This is a genomic window from Curtobacterium sp. MCBD17_019 (genome assembly GCF_003234555.1).
Lineage (GTDB): Bacteria > Actinomycetota > Actinomycetes > Actinomycetales > Microbacteriaceae > Curtobacterium.
Map to the genome: position 1 here is coordinate 48,701 of NZ_QKTT01000013.1, position 25,463 is coordinate 74,163.

At 73.7% G+C, this 25,463-nt stretch carries 29 protein-coding genes; 17 read left to right on the forward strand and 12 right to left on the reverse strand.

Annotation, left to right across the window (positions count from 1 at the left end):
- The first annotated feature begins 49 nt into the window (after positions 1-49).
- Positions 50-1,159, forward strand: coding sequence for a ThiF family adenylyltransferase (locus DEI82_RS12425; RefSeq protein WP_181435203.1), 1,110 nt, complete (start codon positions 50-52; stop codon positions 1,157-1,159).
- Here DEI82_RS12425 and DEI82_RS12430 read toward each other — a convergent pair.
- A complete protein-coding gene (locus DEI82_RS12430; RefSeq protein ID WP_111037018.1) occupies positions 1,150-1,854 on the reverse strand; it encodes a DUF4232 domain-containing protein in 705 nt (234 codons plus the stop codon). The genes DEI82_RS12425 and DEI82_RS12430 overlap by 10 nt on opposite strands.
- Positions 1,855-1,964: 110 nt before the next feature.
- On the opposite strand from DEI82_RS12430, the gene DEI82_RS12435 reads away from it, so the two are divergent.
- The 6 genes from DEI82_RS12435 to DEI82_RS12460 are packed head-to-tail and all read left to right on the forward strand — an operon-like array spanning position 1,965 to position 7,061.
- On the forward strand, positions 1,965-2,630 hold the full coding sequence (locus tag DEI82_RS12435; RefSeq protein WP_258372054.1) for a response regulator transcription factor: 666 nt from the start codon (positions 1,965-1,967) through the stop codon (positions 2,628-2,630).
- Complete coding sequence (locus tag DEI82_RS12440; RefSeq protein ID WP_111037020.1) at positions 2,627-3,898, forward strand: HAMP domain-containing sensor histidine kinase; 1,272 nt, start codon at positions 2,627-2,629, stop codon at positions 3,896-3,898. The genes DEI82_RS12435 and DEI82_RS12440 overlap by 4 nt, the downstream gene beginning before the upstream one ends.
- 37 nt (positions 3,899-3,935) lie before the next feature.
- Positions 3,936-4,379, forward strand: a complete 444-nt coding sequence (locus DEI82_RS12445; RefSeq protein ID WP_111011189.1) for a molybdopterin-binding protein — start codon at positions 3,936-3,938, stop codon at positions 4,377-4,379.
- On the forward strand, positions 4,376-5,194 hold the full coding sequence (gene modA, locus DEI82_RS12450) for a molybdate ABC transporter substrate-binding protein (protein ID WP_111037022.1): 819 nt from the start codon (positions 4,376-4,378) through the stop codon (positions 5,192-5,194). The genes DEI82_RS12445 and modA overlap by 4 nt, the downstream gene beginning before the upstream one ends.
- On the forward strand, positions 5,191-6,006 hold the full coding sequence (locus tag DEI82_RS12455; protein ID WP_258372055.1) for an ABC transporter permease: 816 nt from the start codon (positions 5,191-5,193) through the stop codon (positions 6,004-6,006). The genes modA and DEI82_RS12455 overlap by 4 nt, the downstream gene beginning before the upstream one ends.
- Positions 6,003-7,061, forward strand: coding sequence for an ABC transporter ATP-binding protein (locus DEI82_RS12460; RefSeq protein ID WP_111037024.1), 1,059 nt, complete (start codon positions 6,003-6,005; stop codon positions 7,059-7,061). Before DEI82_RS12455 ends, DEI82_RS12460 begins: the two co-directional genes overlap by 4 nt.
- A 42-nt stretch (positions 7,062-7,103) precedes the next feature.
- Here DEI82_RS12460 and DEI82_RS12465 read toward each other — a convergent pair whose 3' ends face one another.
- Positions 7,104-7,826 carry an SDR family oxidoreductase gene (locus DEI82_RS12465; protein ID WP_111037026.1) on the reverse strand — a complete coding sequence of 241 codons (723 nt, stop codon included), beginning with the start codon at positions 7,824-7,826 and terminating at the stop codon, positions 7,104-7,106.
- 121 nt (positions 7,827-7,947) lie between these two features.
- Here DEI82_RS12465 and DEI82_RS12470 point away from each other — a divergent pair, with 121 nt between their 5' ends.
- The gene (locus DEI82_RS12470) at positions 7,948-8,397 is read left to right on the forward strand and encodes a MerR family transcriptional regulator (RefSeq protein WP_111037075.1); all 450 of its coding nucleotides are present in this window, start codon (positions 7,948-7,950) and stop codon (positions 8,395-8,397) included.
- Here the strand turns inward: DEI82_RS12470 and DEI82_RS12475 are convergent.
- From DEI82_RS12475 to DEI82_RS12485, 3 genes are all read right to left on the reverse strand, one after another.
- Positions 8,372-8,617 carry a MoaD/ThiS family protein gene (locus DEI82_RS12475; protein WP_111037077.1) on the reverse strand — a complete coding sequence of 82 codons (246 nt, stop codon included), beginning with the start codon at positions 8,615-8,617 and terminating at the stop codon, positions 8,372-8,374. The two genes, DEI82_RS12470 and DEI82_RS12475, sit on opposite strands and share 26 nt — an antisense overlap.
- The gene (gene moaA, locus DEI82_RS12480) at positions 8,614-9,651 is read right to left on the reverse strand and encodes a GTP 3',8-cyclase MoaA (protein ID WP_111037079.1); all 1,038 of its coding nucleotides are present in this window, start codon (positions 9,649-9,651) and stop codon (positions 8,614-8,616) included. Before moaA ends, DEI82_RS12475 begins: the two co-directional genes overlap by 4 nt.
- Before the next feature lie 135 nt (positions 9,652-9,786).
- The gene (locus tag DEI82_RS12485; RefSeq protein WP_220037273.1) at positions 9,787-11,229 is read right to left on the reverse strand and encodes a GH25 family lysozyme; all 1,443 of its coding nucleotides are present in this window, start codon (positions 11,227-11,229) and stop codon (positions 9,787-9,789) included.
- Here DEI82_RS12485 and DEI82_RS16395 point away from each other — a divergent pair.
- Positions 11,204-11,641, forward strand: a complete 438-nt coding sequence (locus tag DEI82_RS16395) for a hypothetical protein (protein WP_220037274.1) — start codon at positions 11,204-11,206, stop codon at positions 11,639-11,641. The genes DEI82_RS12485 and DEI82_RS16395 overlap by 26 nt on opposite strands.
- 2 nt (positions 11,642-11,643) lie before the next feature.
- On the opposite strand, the gene DEI82_RS12490 is transcribed toward DEI82_RS16395, so the two are convergent.
- The gene (locus tag DEI82_RS12490; protein WP_111037083.1) at positions 11,644-13,137 is read right to left on the reverse strand and encodes a glycosyltransferase family 87 protein; all 1,494 of its coding nucleotides are present in this window, start codon (positions 13,135-13,137) and stop codon (positions 11,644-11,646) included.
- A 77-nt stretch (positions 13,138-13,214) separates the two neighbouring features.
- Between DEI82_RS12490 and DEI82_RS12495 the strand changes: the two genes are divergently transcribed.
- Positions 13,215-14,594 carry a molybdopterin-dependent oxidoreductase gene (locus DEI82_RS12495; protein WP_258372056.1) on the forward strand — a complete coding sequence of 460 codons (1,380 nt, stop codon included), beginning with the start codon at positions 13,215-13,217 and terminating at the stop codon, positions 14,592-14,594.
- The gene (locus DEI82_RS12500; RefSeq protein WP_111037085.1) at positions 14,591-15,115 is read left to right on the forward strand and encodes a hypothetical protein; all 525 of its coding nucleotides are present in this window, start codon (positions 14,591-14,593) and stop codon (positions 15,113-15,115) included. The genes DEI82_RS12495 and DEI82_RS12500 overlap by 4 nt, the downstream gene beginning before the upstream one ends.
- Before the next feature lie 134 nt (positions 15,116-15,249).
- Here DEI82_RS12500 and DEI82_RS12505 read toward each other — a convergent pair whose 3' ends face one another.
- From DEI82_RS12505 to DEI82_RS12525, 5 genes are read right to left on the reverse strand one after another with little or no spacing between them, the layout of a single operon-like run.
- A complete protein-coding gene (locus DEI82_RS12505; RefSeq protein WP_258372057.1) occupies positions 15,250-15,954 on the reverse strand; it encodes a bifunctional 2-polyprenyl-6-hydroxyphenol methylase/3-demethylubiquinol 3-O-methyltransferase UbiG in 705 nt (234 codons plus the stop codon).
- Positions 15,951-16,625, reverse strand: coding sequence for a DUF2064 domain-containing protein (locus DEI82_RS12510; RefSeq protein WP_111037087.1), 675 nt, complete (start codon positions 16,623-16,625; stop codon positions 15,951-15,953). Before DEI82_RS12510 ends, DEI82_RS12505 begins: the two co-directional genes overlap by 4 nt.
- Positions 16,622-17,410: a glycosyltransferase family 2 protein gene (locus DEI82_RS12515; protein WP_309146649.1), complete on the reverse strand. Its 789-nt coding sequence runs from the start codon at positions 17,408-17,410 to the stop codon at positions 16,622-16,624. The genes DEI82_RS12510 and DEI82_RS12515 overlap by 4 nt, the downstream gene beginning before the upstream one ends.
- 5 nt (positions 17,411-17,415) lie before the next feature.
- On the reverse strand, positions 17,416-18,663 hold the full coding sequence (locus tag DEI82_RS12520; protein ID WP_111037091.1) for an NAD(P)-dependent oxidoreductase: 1,248 nt from the start codon (positions 18,661-18,663) through the stop codon (positions 17,416-17,418).
- On the reverse strand, positions 18,660-19,586 hold the full coding sequence (locus DEI82_RS12525) for an MTAP family purine nucleoside phosphorylase (protein WP_111037093.1): 927 nt from the start codon (positions 19,584-19,586) through the stop codon (positions 18,660-18,662). The genes DEI82_RS12520 and DEI82_RS12525 overlap by 4 nt, the downstream gene beginning before the upstream one ends.
- Positions 19,587-19,700: 114 nt before the next feature.
- On the opposite strand from DEI82_RS12525, the gene glp reads away from it, so the two are divergent.
- From glp to DEI82_RS12545, 5 genes are all read left to right on the forward strand, one after another.
- Positions 19,701-20,972 carry a gephyrin-like molybdotransferase Glp gene (gene glp / locus DEI82_RS12530; RefSeq protein ID WP_111037095.1) on the forward strand — a complete coding sequence of 424 codons (1,272 nt, stop codon included), beginning with the start codon at positions 19,701-19,703 and terminating at the stop codon, positions 20,970-20,972.
- Positions 20,969-21,442, forward strand: a complete 474-nt coding sequence (moaC, locus tag DEI82_RS12535) for a cyclic pyranopterin monophosphate synthase MoaC (RefSeq protein ID WP_111037097.1) — start codon at positions 20,969-20,971, stop codon at positions 21,440-21,442. Before glp ends, moaC begins: the two co-directional genes overlap by 4 nt.
- Positions 21,439-22,050, forward strand: a complete 612-nt coding sequence (locus tag DEI82_RS16400) for a molybdenum cofactor biosynthesis protein B (RefSeq protein ID WP_258372058.1) — start codon at positions 21,439-21,441, stop codon at positions 22,048-22,050. Before moaC ends, DEI82_RS16400 begins: the two co-directional genes overlap by 4 nt.
- On the forward strand, positions 22,047-22,583 hold the full coding sequence (locus DEI82_RS16405; protein WP_309146650.1) for a molybdenum cofactor biosynthesis protein MoaE: 537 nt from the start codon (positions 22,047-22,049) through the stop codon (positions 22,581-22,583). Before DEI82_RS16400 ends, DEI82_RS16405 begins: the two co-directional genes overlap by 4 nt.
- 359 nt (positions 22,584-22,942) lie before the next feature.
- Positions 22,943-23,143 (forward strand): hypothetical protein, encoded by a 201-nt coding sequence (locus tag DEI82_RS12545; protein ID WP_146242912.1) that lies wholly within the window; start codon positions 22,943-22,945, stop codon positions 23,141-23,143.
- A 668-nt stretch (positions 23,144-23,811) separates the two neighbouring features.
- Here the strand turns inward: DEI82_RS12545 and DEI82_RS12550 are convergent.
- Positions 23,812-24,381, reverse strand: a complete 570-nt coding sequence (locus tag DEI82_RS12550; protein ID WP_111037099.1) for a TetR/AcrR family transcriptional regulator — start codon at positions 24,379-24,381, stop codon at positions 23,812-23,814.
- 104 nt (positions 24,382-24,485) lie between these two features.
- On the opposite strand from DEI82_RS12550, the gene DEI82_RS12555 reads away from it, so the two are divergent.
- Entirely contained in the window at positions 24,486-25,379 is an 894-nt protein-coding gene (locus DEI82_RS12555; RefSeq protein WP_111037100.1) for an SDR family oxidoreductase, read from the forward strand.
- Positions 25,380-25,463: the final 84 nt, after the last annotated feature.

The following is a 25,463-nucleotide window of genomic DNA, read 5'->3' on the forward strand; positions in this document are numbered from 1 at the left end:
GCTGAGAGTTCACACTCGTGTCCCCGGGGTGGACGCAGATAATGACGGGGTGCGTCCGATCGTCGAACCGGCTCCGACCGTCTCCGCTGCCCGTCGGCGCCTCGGCTCACGGACCGCGCCGCTGCCCGGGGTCGGGGACGAGGGCATCCGCCGCCTCGCGGCCGCACGCGTGCTCGTCATCGGTGCAGGCGGCCTCGGGTCGCCCGTCGTCGCGCTGCTCGCGGGGGCCGGTCTCGCGCGGCTGACGGTCGTCGACCCGGACGTCGTCGACCCGTCGAACCTCGCCCGGCAGACGCTCTACACGGCCGCCGACGTCGGCCGCCCGAAGGCACGCGTCGCGGCGGACCGGGCGCACGCCGTCGACCCCGAGACCGAGACGGTCGCCGTCGTCGCCGAGTTCACCCCCGACATCGTCGCGGGGCACGACGTCGTGGTGGACGCCGCCGACAGCGTCGTCGTCACCCGCGCCGCCTCCGAGGCCTGCGCTGCGGCCGGCGTCCCGCTCGTGTGGGGCAGCGCTCTCGGCTCCGACGGGCAGGTGTCCGTGTTCTGGGACGCCGCTCCCGACGGTGCCGCGGTCGACTTCCACGACCTGCACCCCGACCCGTTCGACGACGACGGCTCGTGCGCGCTCGACGGCGTCGTCCCGGCGCTCTGCGCCGTGGTCGGGTCGGTCATGGCCGGACAGGTGTCCGCGCTCGTCACCGGCGTCGGGGACCCCCTGCTCGGCCGGGTCGTCACCGTCGACGCCCGCACGTGGCGCGCCGTCGAGAGCCCGCTGCGTCGTGGTCCGGCGTCGCGACGTCCGTCGAGCCTCCCGGCCGCGCAGCGTGCGTCCGCGCCGCGGATCGCGCCCGCCGCCCTGGAGGCCCGGCTCGCCCTGCGCGCGCAGGGTCGCGACGACTTCGTGCTCGTGGACGTCCGCACGGACGCCGAGCTCGACGCGACGGGCGTGGTCCCCGGGGCGGTGCGACCGGACGACGTCCCCGCGGACGCCGAGGTCGTCGTCTACTGCGCCCGTGGCCCGCGCGCGGACGCGTGGGCCACGGCGAACGGCAACGGTCGGACGGTGACCGTGCTCGACGGCGGCATGACCGCGTGGCTGGCCGAGGCGCGGACCACCGCCGAGCGCCCCGATCGGGGTGGCGCTCAGGGGTAGGGGATGAACGCGTCTACGCTCATCTGCACGTCCTTCGTCGAGGAGCAGGCGGTCCCGTCGCCGGCCGAGCCGCCACCGCGGAGGAAGATCGACGTCCTGCTGCCCGGCGGGTAGACCCGGAGGCCGTCCGGGTGCACGGGCTTGCACTCCGCCGGGTCGAACACGGCGGCGTCCGCGATGTCGATGTAGGCCTGCGCCGCGGCGCCGTGCTGCAGCGTGACCGTGGGGTGCGGGACGCCGCGGTCGAGCTTGGCGGGGGCGCCGATCTGCGTGCCGTTCCCGTCGCCCACGTACGAGACGCCGGGCCAGCCCTGCAGCGTGCAGCTCGTGGCACCCGTGTTCGTCAGGATGATCGCCACCCGCTGCTGGCTCATGCCCGAGCCCGTCCCGGGCTGTTGACCGTCGCGCTCGCCCGTCTTTGCCGACAGCTGGCTCGACGTGCACGTCGAGGCTCGGGTGCCCGGCCCGGACCTGGCCGCCGTCGTCGCCGGTGCGGGAGCGGACGGCGTCGCGGTCGCGCCGCTGGCGGCCGGTGTCGTCGTGACGGTCGGCGTGACGGTGGAGGTCACCGTGGCGGCGGTGTGGTGGTGGGGCCCGGAGGTCGTGCCGGCGGCGCATCCCGCCAGGGGGACCGCGACGAGCGTGGCCGTCGCGGCGGCGATGAGGACGCGGTGCCGTGTTCGCAGGTGTTCCATGCGTCCGACTCTGCCCGGCCGAGCGTGAGGTGGTGATGAGATGGTCACCGGCCGGTCTCACGACTTCCTCATCTCGGTCCTGCGAGGGTGTCGCTCGGAGTCGGAGGGACGTGGACGTGCGGTTGCTGCTGTTGGAGGACGATCTCGACCTGGCCGCCCGGATCCTCGACGGACTCCGGCGGGCCGGGTTCGCGACCGATCACGTGACCGACCTCGCCGCCGCCGACGAGGCCGTCGCGGTGACCGCGTACGACGGCCTCGTGCTCGACCGCACGGTCCCGGACGGTGACTCGCTCACGTTCCTCCGCGCGCTGCGGCGGGCGGGCGACACCGTCCCCGTGCTCGTGCTGACGGCCCGCGACACGATCGAGGACCGCGTCGACGGGTTCCACGAGGGCGCGGACGACTACCTCGTCAAGCCGTTCGCCTTCGCCGAGCTCGAGGTCCGACTGCGGGCCCTGACACGGCGCGGGGCGGTGCTCCGCGTCCCCGTCCTCCGCGCCGGTCCGGTCGTCATGGACGTGCCCCGGCACGAGGTCACCCACGACGGCGTGCTCCTGAGCCTGACGCCCAAGGAGTTCGGGGTCCTCGAGATGCTCCTCACCGCGGACGGCGCCGTGGTGTCCCGGAGCGCGCTCTTCGAGGGGTGCTGGGACGAGCGCAGCGATCCGATGTCGAACGTCGTGGACGTCGTGATCGCGCAACTCCGGCGGCGGCTCGGCGAACCCGACCTGATCGAGACCGTGCGCGGCGTCGGCTACCGGATCCGAGCATGAGGACGCGCGAGGTCGCGATCGCGGCCCGCCCGAGTCCGGCGGCCCGACGGCGACTCGAGCGCATCCGCTGGAGCATGACCCTGTTCTTCGCGCTGACGACCGCGGCCTGCATGGTGGCCCTCGCGGTGGTCTTCGCCGCGACGGACGCGGCGGCGCGACACCAGGTCGACGACGGCCTCCGCACCCAGGCCCGCCTGGTGTCCGAGGGCGTCACGCACGACGGCCGGTCCTTCAGCTTCGCGACGGGGACGACGCCCGCGTCGGGTGCCGGGTTCGCTGCGATCGGGACGATGCCGGCGGGATTCATCGACGCGCAGGGCATCGAGTACGCCTCACCGCGGCAGTCGTCCCTGCCGTCCTCGGCGGTGATCAGCGCGATGTACGCGGGCATGCGGCACGCTCACGCGTCGGTCTTCCGGACGGTGTCCGGGCGCAACGGCGTCGCGATGCGATGGGTGGCGCGGCCGCTCGACCCGTCGGACGTCGCCATGACGATGGTGGGCGCGCCGGCCGCGGCGCCGTTCAGCCGTCGGTCGCTCGTGCTCGGGCTGGTCCTCGCGGTCGCCGTGCTGGTCCTCCTGGCGACCGTCACCGGGCACGTGCTCTCGGGTCGCGCGATGCGTCCCGCCGTGCAGCAGGTGGAACGGCAGGAGCAGTTCCTCCGCGAGGCCGCGCACGAACTGCGGACGCCGCTCGCGACGCTCGGCCTCATCGCGGAGTCCGGCGTCCGGCATCCTGACACCGCGGACCAGGCGCTCCGGGACCTCCAGGGTCGGCTGGAGCGGATGACCGGCGTGGTGACGAGCCTGCTCGCTCGAGCGCGGTCGGAGTCCGGTGGCGAGATCGACCAGCGGCTGCTCCGACTCGACCAGCTCGTCGAGGTCACGATCGACGAACTCGGCCGTGGTGACCTCGTGTCCGTGGACGCCGTGCCGACGGTGGTGCGGGGGAACGCGGACCTCGTGGAACACGCGGTCCGGAACCTCGTCGAGAACGCCGTCCGGCACACGGACGGCCCGGTCCGCGTGACGGTGCGCGACCGGTGCTTCGCGGTCGCCGACTCGGGCAGCGGCGTTCCGGAACGCCTCGCCGGTCGTGCCGACGGCGCCGACTCCGGTGTCGCCAGCGGACCTGGCGTCGGCACCGGTACCGGGCTCTCCATCGTCCGGTGGGTCGCCGACCTGCACCACGCGACGCTGCGGTTCGAGGGGCGGCCCGGAGGCGGGCTCGTGGTCAGCCTCGAGTTCCCTTCCGGCGACACGCGCTGAGCATCGGGGCGGTACCTGCGCCTAGGATCGCAGCATCATGACGCAACTGCGGATCCGCGACGCTGCCACGTACCTCGGCGTGAGCGACGACACCGTCCGACGACTCGTCGACGGCGGGACGTTCACCCGCGCCACGGACGACGCGGGCCGTGCTGTCGTCGACGGCCGCGAACTCGCCCGGTACGCCAAGGAGCGCAGCACGGCCCTCGCCGACCCCGCGTCGGGGGTGCAGAGCTCCGCCCGCAACCGGTTCGTCGGGATCGTCACCGACGTCGTCGCCGACCGCGTGATGGCGCAGGTCGAGCTCCAGTGCGGCCCGCACCGCGTCGTCTCGCTCATGAGCGCCGAGGCGGTGCGCGACCTCGGCCTCGAGGTCGGGTCCGTCGCCGTCGCGTCCGTCAAGGCGACCATGGTCGTCGTCGAAGCCCCGATCGCGCCGGTGTCCGACGCGGACGGGCCCGCCCGGGAGGAACCCGCATGACCCGTCCGTCGTCCCGCCTCCGTCCCGTGGCGGCCGCCGCGCTCGCCCTCGTCGGCACGCTCGCCCTCGCCGCCTGTTCCTCCGGCGGAGGATCCGGATCGGCCACCCCCGCCGCCAGCGCCTCGTCCAGCGCCGGCCCCACCGGCACGCTCACCGTGTACGCGGCCGCGTCGCTGCAGCAGACCTTCACGACGCTCGGCAAGCGGTACGAGGCCGCCCACCCCGGCGCCCACGTCACGTTCTCGTTCGGTGGGTCGAGCGACCTCGTCAGCCAGATCCAGGCGGGCGCGCCCGCGGACGTGTTCGCATCCGCCGACGAGACGACCATGGGGACCTTGAAGAGCGGCGGCATGATCGCCGGGGCGAGCCACGACTTCGCGACGAACGTGCTCGAGATCGCGACCGCCCCGGGCAACCCGAAGCAGGTGTCCTCGTTCTCCGACCTGGCGAGCTCGTCCCTCCAGGTCGTCGTCTGTGCGACGCCCGTGCCGTGCGGCGCAGCGACGGCGAAGGTCGAGTCCGCGACCGGCGTCACCCTGCACCCCGTCAGCGAGGAGCAGTCCGTGACCGACGTGCTCGGCAAGGTGGAGGCCGGGCAGGCCGACGCCGGCGTCGTCTACACGACCGACGTCCGGGCGGCGGGGTCGAAGGTGCACGGCGTCCCGTTCAGCGCGAGCGCGCAGGCCGTGAACACCTACCCGATCGGCGTCGTCCAGGGCACCGCGCACAAGGCCCTCGCCGCGTCGTTCGTCAGCTACGTCCGCTCGACCGCGGGCGAGCGGGTGCTGCGGGACGCGGGGTTCGGCAAGCCGTGACCGACGGGCTGCCGCGGCGTGCCGGGACCCCTCGCGCCGCCGTCCCCTGGTGGCTCCCGGTCCCCGCCGTGGTGGGCGGCCTGTTCGTGATCGTCCCCGTCGTCGCGATGACGGGATCGGTCGACTGGTCGACGTTCGGCCACCTCGTCACGACGCCCGCGTCGCTGACCGCGCTCGGGCTGAGCCTCGGCACCGCGCTCGCCGCGACCGGCGCCGCGTTCCTGTTCGGGTTCCCGCTCGCCGTGCTGTTCGCCCGGTCCGACGCGCGATGGGTCGGGGTCCTCCGCGCGGTCGTGCTGCTGCCGCTCGTGCTCCCACCCGTCGTCGGTGGGCTCGCGCTCCTCGCGGCGTACGGCCGGATCGGCCCCGTCGGCGGGTTCCTCGCCGCACACGGCGTCCGGATCGCGTTCACCACGGTCGCGGTCGTCATCGCGCAGACGTTCGTCGCGATGCCGTTCCTCGTCACCGCGATCGAGGGAGCGCTCCGAGCGGGTGACGGACGGGCCGAGGCGGTCGCCGCGACGCTCGGGGCCGGCCCCACGCGCGTGCTCCTCACGATCACCGCGCCGCGCGCGGTCCCCGGCATCCTGTCCGGCCTCGTCCTGTGCTTCGCACGCGCGCTCGGCGAGTTCGGCGCGACCCTGACGTTCGCGGGCAGCCTGCAGGGCGTCACGCGCACGCTGCCGCTCGAGATCTACCTGCAGCGCGAGATCGACCCCGACACGGCGATCGCCCTCGCGCTCGTGCTCGTCGCCGTGGCGATCGTCGTCATCGGCGCGTCGTCCCTGCTCGGCCGACGGGGGATCGCGTGACCGCCACGGTCCTCCGGTTCGGCGTAGCCGCGCGGGACGTCGAGGTCGACCTGACCATCGCGCCAGGCGAGGTCGTCGCGCTCGTCGGCCCGAACGGCGCCGGCAAGTCCACCGTCGTCGGGGTCGCCGCGGGACTCGTCCGCCCCGACGCCGGTCAGGTCGTCATCGCCGGACAGCCCGTCGTCCGCGGTCGCCGCTCCCTCGTCCCCGTGCACCGTCGCGGCGTCGGACTCGTCGGGCAGGAGCCCGTCCTGTTCCCCCACCGGTCCGTGCTCGAGAACGTCGCCTACGGGCCCCGGGCCCGGCGCCGCGGGCGACGTGCCGCGCACGAGCAGGCACTCGCCGCGCTGACGACGGTCGGTGCCGAGCACCTCGCCAGCCGCTGGCCGTCGTCGCTCTCCGGCGGCCAGGCCCAGCGGGTCGCGGTGGCACGTGCCCTCGCCACCGCGCCCCGCGTGCTCCTGCTCGACGAACCCACCTCCGCGCTCGACGTGGAGGCGCAGCGTGAGGTCCGCCAGGCGCTCGCCGCCGCCGTCCGTGGCCGAGACGCTGCCGGGTCGGCCGCCGTGCTGCTCGTGACGCACGACCCGCTCGAGGCGATGGCGCTCGCCGACCGCGTCGTCGTCCTCGAGCGGGGCCGCGTCGTCGAGGACGGGCCCGTCGACCGGGTGCTCCGACGCCCGACCTCCGCGTTCGGCGCCGCGTTCTCCGGCCTGACATCGGTCTCCGGGCACGCCGTGGCCGGCGGTGTCCGGCTCGCGAGCGGCGAGGTCCTGCCGGCCGACACGGTCGACGCCGAGCCCGGAGCGGTGGCGCTCGCCGTCTACCACCCCACGGTGGCGCGGCTCGGGAGGCCCGGGGGTGCGCCGTCAGCGATCCTCCGCCGTGTCGACCGGATCGAGCCGCGCGACGGGCTCGTCCGCGTGGTCGCGGGGGAGTTCGTCGTGGACGCCACCGTCGCGGCCGTCACCGCGTCCTCCGTGCGGGTCGGGGCGGAGGTGGCCGTGGGCCTCCCGGCCGACGAGGTCACGGTGTTCCCGTCGTCGGCGGGATGACGGCGGACGCGGACACCGGCCGTGGGGGCCGCGCCACCCGTGTCAGCCCGCCATCGCCGCGAGCTGGGCGTAGAAGACCGCCGGGTCGCCCGCGAGCGACGCCTTGACCATCGCGCTCCAGTCGTCGACGACGACCTCGATCGAGCCCGCGACGAGCCCGTCGAGGGAGGCCCGGGGGACGTCCCGCGGATCGATCATGGGGCCGTCGTACCCGGACATGATGTCGGTGTCGGCGGCGCCGAGGTGGACGCCCTGCACCAACGTGCCCTGGTCGGCGAGTTCGAGGCGGATGCCGTTCGTCATGTTCCACTCGGCGGCCTTCGCGGCGCCGTAGGCACCGGAGGCAGGGCCGAACGCGAACCAGGACAGCGCGGACAGGACGTTCACGATCGCACCGCCCCCGTTCGCGGCCAGGACCGGGGCGAACGCACGGACGACGTCGAGGGTGCCCCAGAAGTGCGTGTCCATCTCGCGGTGGATCTCGGCGAGGTCGCCGGTCACCAGGCTCGCGCCGGTCGAGATGCCCGCGTTGTCGACGAGCAGGGTCACGTCCTGCGCGGCGGCTGCGGCGGCGACGACCGAGTCGTGGTCGGTGATGTCGAGGTGCAACGGCACGACTCGGGCGTCGTCGAACTCGAGCGTCTCGATCCGTCGCGCGGTGGCGTAGACCTTCGTCGCCCCGCGGTCGAGCAGTTCGAGGACGAACTGGCGGCCGATGCCGCGGTTCGCTCCGGTCACGAGGGCGGTCTGTCCGGTGATGTCCATGCTGGTTCCTCCATCTGGTGGCGGGCTCGATCGGCACCGCCGGAGCTACGCTAGGAGTTGACGTCGACGTCAAGGTCAAGTCACGGGGCGCCACGCTCCGGAGCAACGGGAGGTGGGCGCGATGCGCATCGGGGAGATCGCACGTCGGGCCGGTGTGAGCGCGCGGGCGCTCCGCTACTACGAGGAGCAGGGACTGCTCACGTCGGTCCGCACCGCGAGCGGCCAGCGGGTGTACGCGGAGTCCGCCGTCGAGCGGGTGCAGCTCATCCAGCAGTTCTTCGCCGCGGGGCTGTCGAGCCGCACGGTGCTGCAGCTGCTGCCCTGCGTCGACAGCGGGGCGTCCTCGCCCGAGAGCTTCGCCCTGCTCGAGTCGGAGCGCAACCGGATCACCGAGGCCATGGCGTCCCTCGGCGCGGCGCGCGACGCGCTCGACCGGATGATCGACATCGCGTACCACCCGACGCCCGAGCACTGCCCCGCGCTCCGCGAGCGGCCGGAGTCCGCGCCGTCCGAGCAGCTGGTGCCGTCCGAGCAGCCCGCGAGCGTCAGCCCCCGGCGAACGGCGGCATGACGTCGACGAGCTCGACGCCGACGAGGGGCGTCGCGGCGTCCTTCGTCGACACGCCGTCGACGAGGTAGGCGCAGCGACCCCGCAGGGCGGCCCAGCGCTCGGCGTCCTCGACCGCGACTGCGTCGAGCGCGTCGCCGAGGGTGCGGGCGTCGACGTCGAACTCGTCGCGCCCGACCGCCGCGCGTGCTGCCGCGAAGAACCGGATGCGCGTCACGCTCATCCGCCGATCGCACTCATCGAGCGGGCCGGCTGCACGAAGTCCGCGCGGTCGACGCCGTGGTCCCGCGGCTTGGCCCACATCGCCCGCTGCCAGATGGCGACGACCTCGTCGTCGTCGGCGCCCGCACGCATCGCGGTGAGGACGTCGGTCTCCTCGTCCGAGAACAGGCAGCTCCGGACCTTGCCGTCGGCCGTCAACCGCGTCCGGGTGCAGTCGGCGCAGAACGACTCCGTCACGCTGGCGATGATCCCCACCGTGCCGAGGTGGCGTCCGGTGCTGCCCGACGCGGTCCGCTCCGCGACGTCGTAGCGCTCGGCCGGGGCACCGTCACGCGGTGCGGCGTGCGGCGTCAGGACGACGTGGTCGGCGATGAGCGTCCGGACCTCGGCGGCCGTGACCATCTCGGTGCGGTCCCACGTGTGCCCAGCGTCGAGGGGCATCTGCTCGATGAACCGGAGTTCGTACCCGCGCTCCAGACACCAGGCGAGCAGGTCGGCGGCGTGGGTGTCGTTCACCCCGCGGAGGAGCACCGCGTTCACCTTCATCCGCAGCCCGGCGGCGTCCGCGGCGGCGATGCCCTCGAGCACCCGCGCGAGGAACGGCCGCCGGGTCACCGTCGTGAAGGTCTCGGAGTCGATCGTGTCGAGCGAGACGTTGATGCGGTCGAGGCCGGCGTCGGCGAGGGCCTGGGCGCGCGAGGCCAAGCCGATCGCGTTCGTCGTCAGGGACAGCTCGGGACGGTCGGGCAGCGCCGCGCATCGAGCGACCACGTCGACGAGGTCCGCCCGGAGCAGGGGCTCGCCGCCCGTGAACCGCACCTTGCGCACGCCGAGTCGTGTGGCCCCGAGGCCGACGAGCCGGGCGATCTCCGCCGCCGTCATGATCGCGTCGCTCGGCGAGACCGGGAGGCCCGCGGCCGGCATGCAGTACGTGCACCGCAGGTTGCACCGCTCGGTCAGCGACACCCGGAGGTCGATCGCACGCCGACCGAAGCGGTCGACGAGACCGGTGCGCGGCATCCCCAGCATGACCATGACGTCAGCCTACGTCGCGGTCCCGGCGGCGCTGTCCCAGCCGCGACGGCCAGGAGGCCCGGCCCTGCGCTGCGTGCGCGGGGCCGGGCCTCCTGGGCGACCGCCCGACCAGGTGGGTCGGAGCGGGTCAGCGTGTCAGCGTCCGGACGTGTGGGACTCCCAGACCGCCTTCGTGCCCTTGTAGAGCACGAGGTTGCCGTCGTCCTGCATCACCAGTCGCGTCGCACCGGACTTGCTCGACTTCGTCGACCACAGCGCGGACCCGGCGCTGTTGTAGAGCACCGTGTTCTGGTCGGCCTGCAGGGTCAGCGTCGTGCCGCCCTTCTTCGACGTCTGCGACGCCCAGGTCGCCTTGCCGCTGCTGTAGACCACGACGTTGCCGTCCGCCTGCACGATGAACTGCTTCTTGCCGTTCTGGGACAGCAGGTACTGGCCGGCGGTGAGCGTCGAGGTCGGCGTCATCGTGTCGCGGCCGTTGCGGCCCGTGTGCCAGTACAGCGTGCTGCCGTTCTCGAGCCGCAGGTCCCCGTTGTCCTCCATGGTGAGCTTGTTCGCCGGCTTGTTCGAGGTGTGGCTCTCCCAGATCGCCCTGCTGCCCAGGTACACGACGAGGTTGCCGTCCGCCTGCATCTTCAGGTAGGCCCCGGGCTTGCCGCTCGTGCCGCTCGACCACAGCGCGCGGTTCATGCCGTAGACGACGAGGTTGCCGTCGGCCTGCATGCTCAGCGTGTACTGCTTGTTCGCCGACGTGATGCCCTGCCCGCCGTTCAGCTGCGCACCCGCGCTGAGGGAGCTGCCGACCGTGGTCACGGCCGGGATCGCCGGAGCGGAGCCACCGCCACCCGACGCGAACTGCCGCAGCTGGGCGAGCGTGCCGTTGTAGACGTCCTGGTCGCCCGCGAACACGCCGGCGTCGGCGTACTGCCACATGGCGTACTTCGTCCAGCTCGCGGGGAGCGTCCCCGCCCCGGACGACAGGCTGCTCGGGTAGCGGGCGATGAACAGCGGGCTGCCGCTGAACGCCGCGCTGTTGCCCGTGCACGTCTTCCACCAGTCGGTGGTCGAGTAGATCGCCGGCAGGACGCCGGTCTTCGCCTTGATCGTGTTCGAGAAGTCCCGGATCCACGACACCATCGCCGAGGCGCTCAGGCCGTAGCAGGTGTTCGTGCCGTCGGTGCCGGTGTAGGGGTCGTACTCGATGTCGAGCAGCGGGGGCAGCGTCCGGCCGTCCGCGCTCCAACCGCCGCCGTGCGCCGCGAAGTAGGTGGCCTGCGTCGCACCGCTCGACTTGTTCGGCACGGCGAAGTGGTACGCCCCGCGGATGAGTCCGGCGTTCGTGGCGCTGGTCCACTGCGACGCGAACTGGCTGCTCGTGTAGGAGGTCGACTCGGACGCCTTGATGTACACGAACCGCGCACCCTTGTTGTAGGCGGACGACCAGTTGATGCTGCTGTTCGTCTGCCACGCGCTGATGTCGAACCCGTCGGTGCCCGAGACCGCTGACGAGTTCGCCGCGTTCGCGTGCATGAGGCCGCCGGACACGTTCGCGCCGGTGTTCGCCGCGATCGTCGAGCCCATCGTGTGGTTGCCCGCGGCGTTCATCTCGGCGAGCGACGGGTCGCCGTCGCCCGTGGCCGACCCGTCGGCGCTCGCGGGCGCCGTGGCGCTGGCGGAGGCGGTGGCGCCGGCGGTCGCGGCGGCGCTCGGCGACGCCGACGCGCTCGCGGACGGCGTCGCCGGCACGCCGGCCGTCGCCGAGGCGGACGGCGTCGCCGCCGTGCCCGCGGTGGTGGTCGTGGTGGTGGCGCTGGTGCTCGTGGTGGCCGTGCTGGTGGCTGCCGCCGCACTGGTGACGGTCAGCAGCGGGCCGCCGAGGACGACGGCCGTGCAGGCTGCCGCGGCAGCGACCACCCCTGAGAATTTGCTGGGTCGCAAGTCGGAACTCCCTGATCATGGGCGGTTCCCTCTGCCGCCCCAACGGTCCGGATGAGCCTAAACGAGCCGGTCCGGATCCGAACCCCCCGGAACGGGGGCGTGGCGTTCGGGGGACAAACGGGCGCGCCAGCGTACCCAGTCCGAACGCGGTGTCCGCACCAGCGTTCCGACGAGCACGAGCGCCACCGCCGCCGCGAGGGTCCACCGGAACGTGTCGACCGACGGGTGCAGTTGCCGGACCGTGATCGCGAGTCCGACCGCGAGCCACTCCCACCGCCCGGACAGCACGACGAACGGCACGAGGAGCAGCGCGTACCAGGGGTAGCGGGGGCTCACGGCGAGCAGGGTCACCCCGATCACGAGCACCTCGCCGCTCCACGGCCGGGCGGGATCGGCGACGCGCCAGGCGACGACCGCTGCCAGGAGCACCACCACGCCGACGACGACGATCGCCGCGTTCCCGTGGGCGACCAGCGACACGAGGGCGAACCGGGAGCCGTCGTCGTAGCCCTCCTCGGACAGGTACCCGGGCAGGTAGCCGAGCACGCGGAGGCCCGTGGTCGCCACGTACGGCACGTACAGCACCGCGAACACCGCGACCCCGACGAGCAGCGCCCACCACGAGCGGCGGCGTCCGAGGAGGGCCGGGTACGCGATCGCGGGGATGAGCTTCGTGCTCGTCGCCGCACCGAGCGCGATCCCGCCCCACACCGGACGGCCGAACGCGACGAGCACCGCGCCGACCGTGACGAGCGCGGCGCCGAGGACGTCGACGTGCGAGTTCGTCACCGCCTCGGACGCGACCAGCGGGCACCACGCCCACAGGGCCGCCCAGCGGAGGTCGGCGCGGGCGCGCCGCAGCACGAGGAGCAGGCCGACGGTGACCCCGAGCGACACGGCGAGGCCCGCGACCTGCATCGGCCAGTACGTCGCCGTCACGGGCACCAGGCTGCGGACCAGGGCGAACCAGAGCTCGGCCATGGGCGGGTAGATCGTCGGTACCGAGGGCCGGTTGATCGGCGTGCAGAGGCGCGCGTCCGTGGCGGTGTCGTGGGCGGTCTGGATGCGGTCCCCCGGGCAGTACGTGGGGCCGTCCGGGCTCTGCACCACGTGCGGGGTCGGGTGCCCGAAGAGCCAGTCCGGCCGGATGCCCGCGAGCACGTGGGACGACGGCGTGTGCGCGTAGGGCGACAGACCGTGCAGCTGCACGATGCCGTCCCACGCGTACCGCGCGCTGTCCGAGCTCGTGTCCGGCGGCCCGGCCAACGCCGCGACCCCGACGACGACCGCGCCACCGAGGACCACCGCCGTGACCGCCCGCCGTGGCACGACGCGGAGCAGCAGGACACCGAGCACGAAGACCGCCCAAGCGATGCAGGTCCACGTGACGAATGGAGTGCGATGACCCGGACGGAGGAACCCCAGATGCGTGATGCCCCAGGCGATGACGCCCGCGAGCACGAGCACGGTGACCGCGGCCGGGAGCGTGGCGAGCACGGCGCCGAGGCGGATGGGACGCTCAGTGCTCGTGCGGCGCGGGGCTCGGGGCATGGTGCGACGAGCGTAGTGGCACCCGGCGGCATCACATCCGGCGGTTCCACCGTGATCGGCCCGGAGGGGATGCCAGGATGAACGCCGTGCGTCGGCTGCTCCGTGACCTCCGCCGCGGCCTGGCGTCGCCGAACCGCAACGCCCGGTCCGCGGTCGTGCTCGGGCGCCTGCTCGGCATCGCGTTCCTCGTGTGCTTCGCGACCGGACTGTGGAGCCACTTCCTGCAGGACCCGCTGCCCTGGATGACGTTCCCCACGCAGCCGGCCCGGCTCTACCAGTTCACGCAGGGCCTCCACATCACGACCGGCATCGCGATCATCCCGCTCCTGTTCGCCAAGCTGAACACGGTCATGCCGGCGCTCGTCCAGGACCCCCCGCTCCGCGGGCCGCTGCACCTGCTGGAACGCGCCTCCATCACGGTGTTCGTGTCGGCGGCGGTCGTCCAGGTGCTCACCGGCCTCGTCAACACGTACCAGTGGTACCCGTGGCCGTTCTCGTTCCGGCAGACGCACTACGCGCTGTCGTACGTGCTCATCGGCTCGCTCGCGATCCACATCGGCGCGAAGCTCCCGCTCATCGTCCGGTACTGGCGCGCGCGGGACTCCTACGACGCCGAGGACCGGTTCGTCGTCGACCCCGCCGTGCGCAGCGAACTCGTGCCGGACCCGGTGCCCGCGGGCGACGGCGCCGCGCCGGCTCGCGCGGGCTCCGGCCGGGAGGCCCGGCAGTCGTCCGCCGCGCCGACCCGCGGGGTCACGGGCCGACTCCTCCGGTGGATCGACGCGGACCCCGGAGGTCCGCGAGGCCGCGCGGGTGACGGCGACGAGCCTCCGGCCGCATCGCAGGACGGACGCCGGCAGCGCCTGGCGCGCCGCGGGTTCTTCACCGCCGTCGGTGGCGCGGTGGCCGCGGTCGTCGTCCTCACGGTCGGGCAGTCCTCCCGCCTGGGCGAACCGTTCACCCTCTTCGCGCCGCGGCAGCGTGGGCTCGGCCCGGCCGGCCTGCCCGTGAACCGCACCGCCCACGCCGCCGGGGTGACCGAGACCGCCCGCGCGGGGGACTGGGGGCTCACGGTGTCCGCGAACGGCGTCCGCAAGCGCTTCTCGCGGGCGGACCTGCGAGCCATGGACCTCGTCACGGTCGAGCTGCCGATCGCCTGCGTCGAGGGATGGAGCCAGATGGCGACCTGGCGCGGCGTCCGCATCCGCGACCTCGTCCACGCCGTCGGTGCCCCCGCGGCGAGCACGTTGCGGGTCACGAGCCTCGAGCGACACGGCGGGTACCGCGTGATGGAGATGGGCGCGGAGTACACGGCCGATCCGACGACGCTCGTCGCGCTCGAGGTCAACGGCGCGGACCTCCCGCTCGACCACGGCTACCCGGCACGGATCATCGCGCCCGGTCGGCCCGGGGTGCTCCAGACGAAGTGGCTCTCGAGCATCGAGGTGACCTCGTGAGCACCGCACCCACCACCGCTCGGGGCGTCCGCATCGCCCGGCTCGTGCTCGTGCTCGTCGGGGTCGCGGTCCTCGCGTTCGGCTCCTGGACGCTCGGCTCGGTCGAGCGGCCGCACAAGGCGGTCGGGCTCCTGTGGTGGCTCATCGGCGCCGTGGTGCTCCATGACGGGGTGCTCTCGCCGTTCGTCGTGCTGGTCGGGGTGCTGCTGCGGAAGGCAGGGCGACGTCTGCCCGGGTGGACGCTCGTCGTCGTGCAGGTCGCCGTCGTCGTCGGAGCGGTGCTCGCCCTCGTGGTGCTGCCCGAGATCCAGGCGACGCACCACGAGAAGAACCCGACCGTGGTGCCGTTCGACTACACGCTCCGGCTCGTGCTCGCCGAGGTCGTGCTCGGGGTCGTGGCGGTCGGCGCGGTCGCGGTGGGCCTCCGCGGCGCCCGGCGCCGCCGCGTCGGCGGGGTCGGCGCCTCCGGCCCTGCCGGCGCCTCCGGCCCTTCGGGCCCGGCCGGCCCCGGCCTCCCCTGACCGCGAGATCGCAGTCGTTGCTGCTCTGGGCACCTCCAGAACGGCAACGACTGCGATCTCGCGGAAGGGGACGGAAGGGGACGGAAGGGGACGGAAGGGGACGGAAGGGGACGGAAGGGGGGCGGTGCAGTCGATCAGGGGCGGCGGAGTTCGCAGAACGACCGACCGGCGACCGTCCAGCGCTGCGACTCCCTGAGCCCGGCGACGCGGGCGTCGCGGCGGAGCGCACGCTGCCCGACCTCGGCCCAGGGGAACTCCGAGCTCGTCCGGCCGTCGGCGTCCACCACGCGGGCGTCGTAGGTGCGGTCGGCGTCCGGGTCGGCGTTCGTCTCGACGATGATCCGACCGCCGGGGCGCACGATCGCCCGGCACCGCTCGAGCAACGCCGCGGGGTCCCCGCCGATCCCGATGTTGCCGTCGATCACGAGCGCGGTGTCCCAGTGGCCCTCGTCGGGCACGGGGTCGAACACGGAACCCTGGATCGCGCGGCCGCCGGCGTGCTGGGCGATCGAGACCGCAGCCGGGGAGACGTCGACCCCGAGTGCGGGGATCCCGAACCGGCCCGCCGCGACGAGCATCCGCCCGGGGCCGCAACCGATGTCGATGAGCGGACCGTCGACGACCTCGAGCAGGGACAGGTCCACCTCGTCGGCGGGAGCGTTCCAGCGGCCGACGTCGAACGTCACGTCGTGTCCCGGGCGGTCGGGGTCGCGGAGCCGGATGTGGCCGTCGGTCGCGAGGGCCTGCGCGTACGGCTCGTCGCCGCCGGCGCCGAACGCGGCGTCGCGGTCGTCGCCTCCGTGGCTGCCGCCGGTGGTGAGCATCGTGTCGGTGGTCATCGCCGTGCCTCCTCGAGGTCGCGTCCGGCGTCCGGGTCGTCCTCGCACACCGTGGCGAGCGCCGCCGCGAACCGGGACTCGGGCGCGAGCGTGGCGACCGCGTCGGCATCGGCGATCGTGTCGACGTCGAGGAGCTCGTCGAGCAGACCGACGCGCAGCCCGGCGGCGCGGAGCCGGTCGAGCTGCACCGCGCCGGTGTCGTCGCGGGACATCGGGACGCCGCGGACCAGGTCGCCGCGCGGCTCGCGGAGCCACAGGCCCCAGAACCCGCCGTCCGCGGCCGGTCCGAACCACGCGTCGTGGTCAGCGCCCTCCTGGCCGTCGGTGCCGCGGACGAACACGGGGGCGACGTGCGCGGACGTGAGCTGCGGCGTGTCCATGCCGACGAGCAGGGTGGGACCCTCCACGGTGTCGAACATGGCCGCGAGTCGCTCGTCGAGGTCGCCCCGCACCTGGTGCAGGACGTCGAAGGGCGCCGCTGCGGCGGGGACGTGCTCGCCGTCGAACAGGAGCACCCGTCGCTCGGCGGGCATGGCGAGCACGGCGGCGATCGTGTCGTCGAGGCTCGCCGCGGCGACCCGGGCCGCCTCGACCGGCGAGAGCGCAGGCGTGAGCCGCGTCTTCACACGGCCGGGCACGCACTCCTTGCAGATGAGCACCACGGTCGTCACGCGCGCACCTCCGTCGCGTCCGCTCCCGCCGACTGGACGCCCGTCGACCGGTCGGGAGGCGCGGCAGCGGTCCGCGCAGCGGTCCCGTCGTCGAGGTGGGTCGGTCGTGCGGGGTCGAGCCGGTCCTCCCGTCGGTACCGGCGGAGGAGCCGTGACATGTCGCGGATGGCGTTGACGGTGCCGCGCAGGGTGCCCGTGACCTTGCTGTCGCCGATGCGCTGCGCGTACCCGATGTCGGACTCGTCGACGCGCCATCCGGCGCGGTGCGCGGCGAGGACCATCTCGAGCGGGTAGCCGCTCCGGCGGTCCTGGAGGTCGAGGGCGACGAGACCCTCGCGGTACATCGCCCGCATCGGGCCGAGGTCGTGCAGGCGGTACCCGGTGGCACCGCGCATGAGCCGGGCGAGGACGACGTTCGCGAACCGGGCGTGCGCGGCCCAGGCGCCGGACCCGGTCGGACGTCGGCGGCCGAGAGCCAGGTCCGTGCGGCCCTCGGTGACCCGTGCGACGAGCGGGACGAGGTCCATCGGGTCCATCGAGGCGTCGGCGTCGCAGAACGCGATGACGTCGGCGGTGGCGGCGGCGACCCCGGCAGCGCAGGCCGACCCGAACCCGCGTCGGGGCTCCGTGACGACGAGCGCCCCGTGCGCGCGGGCGACCTCGGCGGACCCGTCGGTCGAGCCGTTGTCCACCACGATCGCGCGGTATCCATCGGGCAGGCGGGTGAGGACGCTGGGCAGCGCCTCGGCCTCGTCGAGGCAGGGGAGGACGACGTCGACGGTCATGCCGGTCATTCGGTGCGGGCCGGGAGATCGATGGGAGGCTCCTCCGAGCCGCCCTGATCGTCCTCGCTCGTGCCCGCGGTGGCGTCCGTCGGAACCGCGGAGGCCTCGGTCGACACCGTGGCGGCGTCCGTCGTGCCCGGGGTGGTGTCCCTCGGAACCGCGGCCCGGAGTGGCGCCGAGGCGAACTCGCGCATCCCGGCGACGAACTCGACCTGCGCCGACCAGCCGAGCTCCCGCGCGATGCGGGCCGACGACGCCGTGACGTGCCGGACGTCGCCGAGCCGGTACTCCCCGGTGACGACCGGCTGGGGCCCGTCCGGACCGGCGATCGCGGCGGCCATGTCACCGATCGTGTGGACGTGGCCGGAGCCCACGTTGTAGGCCGCGAAGCTGTCCGGCGACGCGGTGCGCGTGGCGGCGATGGCGGCGATGTTCGCGTCCGCGACGTCGGCGACGTGCACGAAGTCGCGGCGCTGGCCGCCGTCCTCGAACACACGGGGTGCCTCGCCCCGGGCGATCGCGGACCGGAAGAGCGATGCGACGCCGGCGTACGGCGTGTTCGCGGGCATGCCCGGGCCGTACACGTTGTGGTAGCGCAGGGCGATCGCCCGGCCGCCGGTCGCACGGGCCCACGACGACGCCAGGTGCTCCTGCGCCGCCTTCGTCTGCGCGTACACGTTCCGGGGGTCGAGGGCGGCCGACTCGTCGATGAGCTCCGGCACGAGCGGGTGCCCGTCCGGCCCGATGGGCTCGAAGCGGCCGGCGTCGAGGTCCTCGCGGCGGCGTGCGGGCGGGCGCGCCGGGTCCCCCGAGGAGGTCCGGTAGGCGCCCTCGCCGTAGACGACCATCGAGCTCGCGACGACGAACCGGTCGACGCCCGCGCGGTCCATCGCGGCGAGGACGGACGCCGTCCCGACGTCGTTGCTCGACACGTAGTCCGGGGCGTCCTGGAAGTCCACGCCGAGCCCCACCTTGGCGGCCTGGTGGCACACGACGTCGATGCCCACGAGTGCGGCGTCCACCGCGTCGGCGTCGCGCACGTCCCCGCGGACGACCTCGACCCCGAGCGCGTCGAGCTCCTCGACCAGACCCGTCGGATCGCCGTGGACGTCCGGGCGGAACGAGTCGAGCACGCGCACCATGTACCCCGCGGCGACGGCGCGCCGCACGATCTCCGAGCCGATGAAGCCCGCGCCGCCGGTCACGAGCAGGTGCTCGCCGTGCGGCCGGGAGGCCGTGGTGCCGTCCGTCATGCCCGGACCGCCCGCGCCATGACCGACGCGGACGCCTCGGCCGGCACGAGTTCGCGCGGGGTGTGGTCGTCGGGCACCGCGCCGACGATCGCCTCGATCGCGTGGACGATGACCGCGTTCGCCGCGGCGAGGCGCTCCATGACGAGGTGGTGCGTCACGGCGCCGGTGTCGTCGGCCGGCGCCGCGTCGGCCCCTGCGTCGGCGGCCGGTGCTTCCTCGGCCGGCGCGAGCCCGGCGTCGGCGTCCGTCACGAACGACAGGTTCACGGTCCCGATGCCGAGCTCGGCGGCGAGCTGCACCTCGGGTGACATCGTCATGTTGATGGTGTGACCGCCCGCCTCGCGCATCCACACGGACTCGGCGCGGGTCGAGAACCGCGGGCCCTGGATGACGACACAGGTGCCGGTCGGCTGCAACGGCACACTGAGATCGGTCAGCGCCCGCACCGCGATGCGCCGCAGCACGGGGTCGAACGGGTCGGCGAACGACAGGTGCTGGACGCCGCCCTCGTCGAAGAACGTGTCCTGCCGCCCCCACGTCCGGTCGATGACCTGGTCCGTCACGACGAAGGTCCCCGGCGGGTACTCGGGGTGCAGACCGCCCACGGCCGAGCTCGACACGATCGCGCGCACGCCGAGGGACCGCAGCGCCCAGACGTTCGCCCGGTACTCGATCCGGTGCGGCGGCACCGAGTGCTCCCGCCCGTGCCGGGTGAGGAACGCGACCCGGCGCCCCGCCATGGTGCCGACGGTGATCGGACTCGAGGGGCGCCCGTAGGGGGTGTCGACCTCGATCTCGGTCGCCGTGCCCTCGGCGAACAGCGAGTACAGGCCGGACCCGCCGATCACGCCGATGGGCACGGCGTCGGTCGGTGTGCTTGCAGAGTCGGCGTGGGGATCGTCGAGCGGGGTGGAGCTGTCCACGTGGTGGCGTCCTTCCGGGGGCAGAGCGAGGTCCCGGTTACGCTATCGGCAGACGTTCGGCTGACGTTAGGCATGTCTCCAGCAGCCCGGACGATCCGGACGACGAGGAGCACGATGCGCACCATCGAGGACCACCGGCTCGCGATCGCGGACCTCGTCGCCCCCGTGCTCGCGGCACTCGCCGTGGCGCCGGGCGGCCGGGAGGACCGGCTCGTCGACGACCTCGCCGCGGAGCCCCTCGCCGGGCACGCCGCCCGCGTCCTCGCCGTCGGCATCACCGCCCCGATCGACCTGCCGCCGTTCGACAACAGTCAGATGGACGGGTTCGCGCTCCGCGCCGCCGACGCCGGCGTCCCCCTCCGCGTGGTGGCCCCGATCGCCGCCGGCGCCTCCCCGCCGCCGCTCGCGCCCGGCACGGCCGCGCCGATCATGACCGGGGCGGCCGTCCCCGCGGGTGCCGACGTCGTCGTGCCGGTCGAGGCGGTCCCGCCCGGCCGGTTCCCCGCCGCGCTCGACCTGCCGACCGTGACCATCGCCGAGGCACCCGCGGTCGGGACGTTCGTGCGGCGACGGGGGTCGGACCTCCCGGTCGGCGGGGTGCTCGCGACCGCCGGGGCGGCGTGCGCGCCCGCCCTGCTCGGTCTGCTCGCCGCCGCAGGGGTCGAGCGGGTGACGCTCGTCCGGCGACCACGCGTCCTCGTCGTGTCGACGGGCTCGGAGGTCGCACCGCCCGATGGTGCCGGCGGTGCCGGTGCCGACCGCGGCGGCGTGGCGGGCGCGACCATCGGCGACGCGAACGGTGCCGCGCTCCGCGCCGCGCTCGCCGAGGTGGGCGCGGAGACCCGCGCGGTCCGGGTGCCCGACGACGTCGACCGGTTCCGGGTCGCGGTGACCGCGGCCGTCGGCGACTGGGCCGACCTCGTCGTCACCACGGGCGGGATCAGCATGGGCGCGTTCGAGGTCGTGCGCGAGGCCCTGGAGCCCGCCGGACTCACCGTGACCGGGGTCGCCATGCAGCCCGGCGGGCCGCAGGCGTTCGGCTCCGTGCCCTTCGGCCACCGGGCGGTCCCCGTCGTCGCGTTCCCCGGCAACCCCGTGTCGGCCCTCGTGTCGTTCGAGGTGTTCCTGCGCCCCGTGTTCGCCCGCCACGCCGGCCTGCCCGACCGTCCGGCCGAGTCGTTCCCCGCCGGGGAGGCCGCCGCGTCACCGTCCGGGAAACACCAGATCCGACGGGGCAGGGTGGAGGACGGCACGATCCGCTTCGTCGGCGGACCGAGCTCCCACCTGCTCGCGCACCTCGCCGAGGCGACGCACCTCGTGCACGTCCCCGTCGACACGGACACCGTGTCGCCGGGCGACGTCCTGATCACCTGGAGGATCCGATGACCGACTCGCTCTCCCACGTCCGCCCCGACGGCTCGGCGCACATGGTCGATGTCTCCGGGAAGGACGTCACGACACGGTCCGCCACGGCCACGGCGACGCTCGTCACCCGACCGGACGTCGTCGCCCGCATCCTCGACGGCACGCTCCCGAAGGGCGAGGTCGTCGGCACCGCCCGCATCGCGGCGATCATGGCCGTCAAACGCACGAGCGACCTCATCCCGCTCTGCCACCCGCTGCCGATCAGCGGCGTCGAGGTCGAGGTCACGGGGCAGGACGACCGAGTCGTCGTCACCGTCGCCGTCCGGACCACCGCCCGCACCGGCGTCGAGATGGAGGCCCTCACCGGCGCGAGCGTCGGGGCCCTGACCGTCTACGACATGGTCAAGGCAGTCGACCGCAGCGCCGTCATCACGGACGTCCGGGTGCTCGAGAAGCACGGCGGCCGCTCGGGCGACTGGAGCGCGTCGTGAGCGGGGACGTGCCGGCGACCGGGGCGCCGACGCCGGCGAACGCCGCCGGGGCCGATTTCGGGACCGGGGCTGCGGCCGGAGCCGGGTCCGGGACGTCCTCCGCCGGTCGCGGCCGCGGTGCCGTCGTCGTCGTGTCCACCCAGGCCGCCGCGGACGAGTCCCTCGACACCACCGGCCCCGTGATCTGCGACTGGATGCGGCAGCGCGGGCTCAGTGTCGAGAGCGCTGTCATCGTGGCCGACGGCGGCCCGATCGCCGACATCGTCGCGGCCGAACTCGCCGGCGGCGCCAGGATCGTCGTGCTCACGGGTGGCACCGGTGTCACCCCGACCGACCGCACACCCGAGGCCGTCGCGCCGTTCATCGACCTCGAGATCCCCGGGATCATCGAGGAGCTCCGTCGGCGCGGGGCCCAGGCATCGACCCGCGCCCTGCTCACCCGCGGTGTGGCCGGCCTCGCCGCGGGCGGGACCTTCGTCGTCACGCTGCCCGGGTCGCGCGGGGGTGTCCGCGACGGCCTGGACGTCATCGACGGCGTGCTCGACCACCTGCTCGACCAGGTCGCCGGCGAGGGACACGCGCCCCGCGGTGCCGGAGGTGCGTCGTGAGCGACGAGCGCGGCGGGGCGCACGCGGCCCCGGGCCTCCCCGTCGATGGTGCTGACCGAGCCGGGTCCGGTGGCGGGGGCGAGCCGGGCCTCCCCGACGCCGTCGTGGGCGCCGACGTCGTCGTGCGCGCCGACGTCGTCGACCGCGCGATCAGCGTCGCCGAGCTGGAGGCCGTGGTCCCCACCGACGCCGACGGTGCGGTCGTGACCTTCGCCGGGGTCGTGCGCGACCACGACGGCGGCAAGGGCGTGCACGCGCTCGGGTACGAGGCGCACCCCACGGCCGCGGCCGTCATCGCGCGGGTTGCCGGGGCGATCGCAGGGGAGCACCCCGGTGTCCGGATCGGGGTCCTGCACCGGGTCGGGGACCTCGTCGTCGGGGACGTCGCGCTCGCGGCCGTCGTGGCGTCACCGCATCGGGCCGAGGCCTTCGCGGCGTGCTCCGCGCTCGTCGACCGGGTCAAGGACGAGGTGCCGATCTGGAAGCACCAGCGGTTCACCGACGGGACGGACGAGTGGGTGGCGGCGCTGTAGCCCCCGCCCGCCCCACCCCTTCCGCCCCGCACCCCCTTCCGCCAGTTTTCGACGAACCGATCGTCGTCCGACATCGGGTTCGTCGTTGCATGCCCCGGCAGGTGCTGCGTCCGTCCACACCGACGACCTGGTCGTCGTCCGACAGCTGATCCGTCGTTCGGGAGCACACCACGTCCTCCGTGGCGGCGCGTCCTCTCGGCTCCGGAACGGACGGGCGAGGTCAGCGGCCAGCCGCGCCCCACCCCTCGTCCGCTCGCGGCTGTCCGATGTACGACATACACGCGATGCTGGGGTGCCGCTGTTCGCGGCATAGGCTCCATCGCGATGAGGGCCAGGGGGTCTGGTCGCGGGGGAGTGACATGGAACCGGGAACGCTCGACACGGTGGTGGTCGAAGAACTGACGGCGGAGCAGGGGCGGGCGATGGTGGACGAAGCCGTGCGCGAGACGCTCGGCATTCCGCTCGAGACCTTTCGGGCACGGCTCGAAGCTGGTGCCTACGACGGCATCGACGACGATCAGATCATCCGCCTGATCCTCATGCTTCCGTTCGCTGACTGACCCGTGGCAGCACGGACACCAAGGCAGGCCGTCGAGCGGTTCATGGAGCCGCTGCGTCGAGCCGTTGCCTGCTTGCCCACCGCTGCGAAGATCACGACCGGCGTGGCGCCGAGTGACCCGGGCCGAACGAGAGCCGGGGACCTCAACGGCGGCAAGGGTGTGGACCTCGGGAGCGGCATGCGTCTGGACGCGTAGATGCACTATCTGCTCCGACAGCGCCCGCGCGGGTGGAGCGTGTCGACGTCCGCCTACCGGTACCGCTTCGTCCTGCGCGCGGAAGAGGTGTCCCTGATGCACTGGCACCCCGATGGTCGGAGTACCTACCGACTTCCGCACCTCCACCTGCAGTTGTGCGGGAGCCGCGAGGTCGTGAAGGAGCATCTGCGAACGCCGAGGATGTGCTTCGAGGACGCGACCGAGTGGGCGATCCTCCTCGGCGGAGTCCGACCAGGGCGGGACGACTGGGAACGCGTCCTCGAGACCGGGAGGCGGGACCACCATCGCGCGCGCCGGTGGTGCCTCGACCCGGAAGGCGAGCTCGAGCGCTTACGCTCCGCCGGACCTCGTGTTCCTGGCCGCGCTCGGGTCAGTCGTCGTCCGACGGGTGCCGCGAGGCCGCTCGCCGCGTTGCGATCCGGTTCAGGACAGGTGCGGCGCAGGGTGCGACGCTAGTCCGCGGCGTGGAGGGCGTCGAGCTGCTCGAAGCGTTCTCGGGCGATCTCGGGCACCGAACGGGTCTCGTCGTCCGCGATCCACTGCTCGAACGCGAGTCGGAACACCATCGTGCCGGTTTCGGCCGCGAGCGTCGCTGTGGGTTCGTCGACGTCACGGGCGCGCAGTGTGTCACGCATGGCACGGGACAGCGCCGCCATCTTGAGGAGCTCCCGCTCGTACAGGCCGGAGTTCGCCAGGATGACGCCCTGTCGGCGGCGGGAGAACGCGCGGTGATCGTCCTCGAACCAGGACCCTCCCGTGATCACCGCGAGGCGGACCGCCTCGAGCGGCGTGGTGTCCCGAGGCGCTCCGGCGGCCGCGTCGACGAACGCCGCTTGGAAGTGCTCCTGCCCGGCGAACAGGACCTCGCGCTTGTCCGCGAAGTGGCGGAAGAACGTGCGCTCGGTCACCCCGACGGCAGCGGCGATCTCGGCGACGGTCGTCTCCTCGATGCCCTGCTGAGCGAAGAGCTCGAGGGCAGCGTCGCGGAGCCGATCCCGCGTCCCGGGTGTCCATCGAACCATCCGACGATCATACTGATGACAGCGACTGACTTCGGTGGTACTGTCCATGTCAGACACTGACATCGAGGGTCGCGGCGCGTCCGCGACCGGGAGGAGGCCACGCCATGCGCGCCTTCATCACAGGAGCATCGGGCTGGATCGGGACCGCAGTCACGGACGAGCTGCTCGCGAACGGACACCAGGTCATCGGCCTGGCACGATCGGACGCCTCAGCCGCGAGCCTCGAGGGCAAGGGAGCGGAGGTCCTCCGCGGCGACCTCGACGACCTCGACGCCCTCCGCACCGGCAGCCAGCGCGCCGACGCCGTCATCCACCTGGCGAACAAGCACGACTGGTCGGACCAGGCCGGGACGAACCGGACCGAGCGTGCGGCCGTGCAGACGATCGGTGACACGCTCGTCGGCACGGGCAAGCCGTTCCTCGTCGCGGCGGGCGTCGCCGGGCTGACCCCCGGGCGTCCTGCGACCGAGGCGGACCCGAACCCGAGCCACGGGCCGGACGCACCGCGCGGCGGGACGGAGAACCTCGCGCTCGAGTTCGCGGAGCACGGCGTCGTCCCCGTGAGCCTGCGCTTCGCGCCGTCGGTGCACGGGGCCGGGGACCACGGCTTCGTCAAGATCATCGCCGACGCCGACCGTCGTGCTGGATCGGCCGCGTACATCGGCGACGGCGAGCACCGCTGGGCAGCCGTCCACGTGCGGGATGCCGCGCGGGCCGTGCGTCTCGGCCTCGAGCAGGCGACGCCGGGCCTCGTTCTGCACATCGTGGCGGAAGAGGGCGTCCCCACGAAGGCGATCGCGGAGGCCATCGGCGGTGCGGACGGCCTCCCCGTCGAATCAATCGACCCCGCGGCGGCGCAGGAGCACTTCGGCTTCATGGGGATGTTCTTCGGCATGGACCTGTCGGCGAGCAGCACCCGTACGCAGGAGGTCCTCGGCTGGACACCGACGGGTCCGACGCTCGTCGAGGACATCGCGTCGGGCGGCTACGCGGCCTGACGCACGGGAACCGCGCATGCCGACGACAAGTGCGCACGCGCCCGCATGCGCACTTGTCGTCGGGACGCGCACTCGGGGATGCGC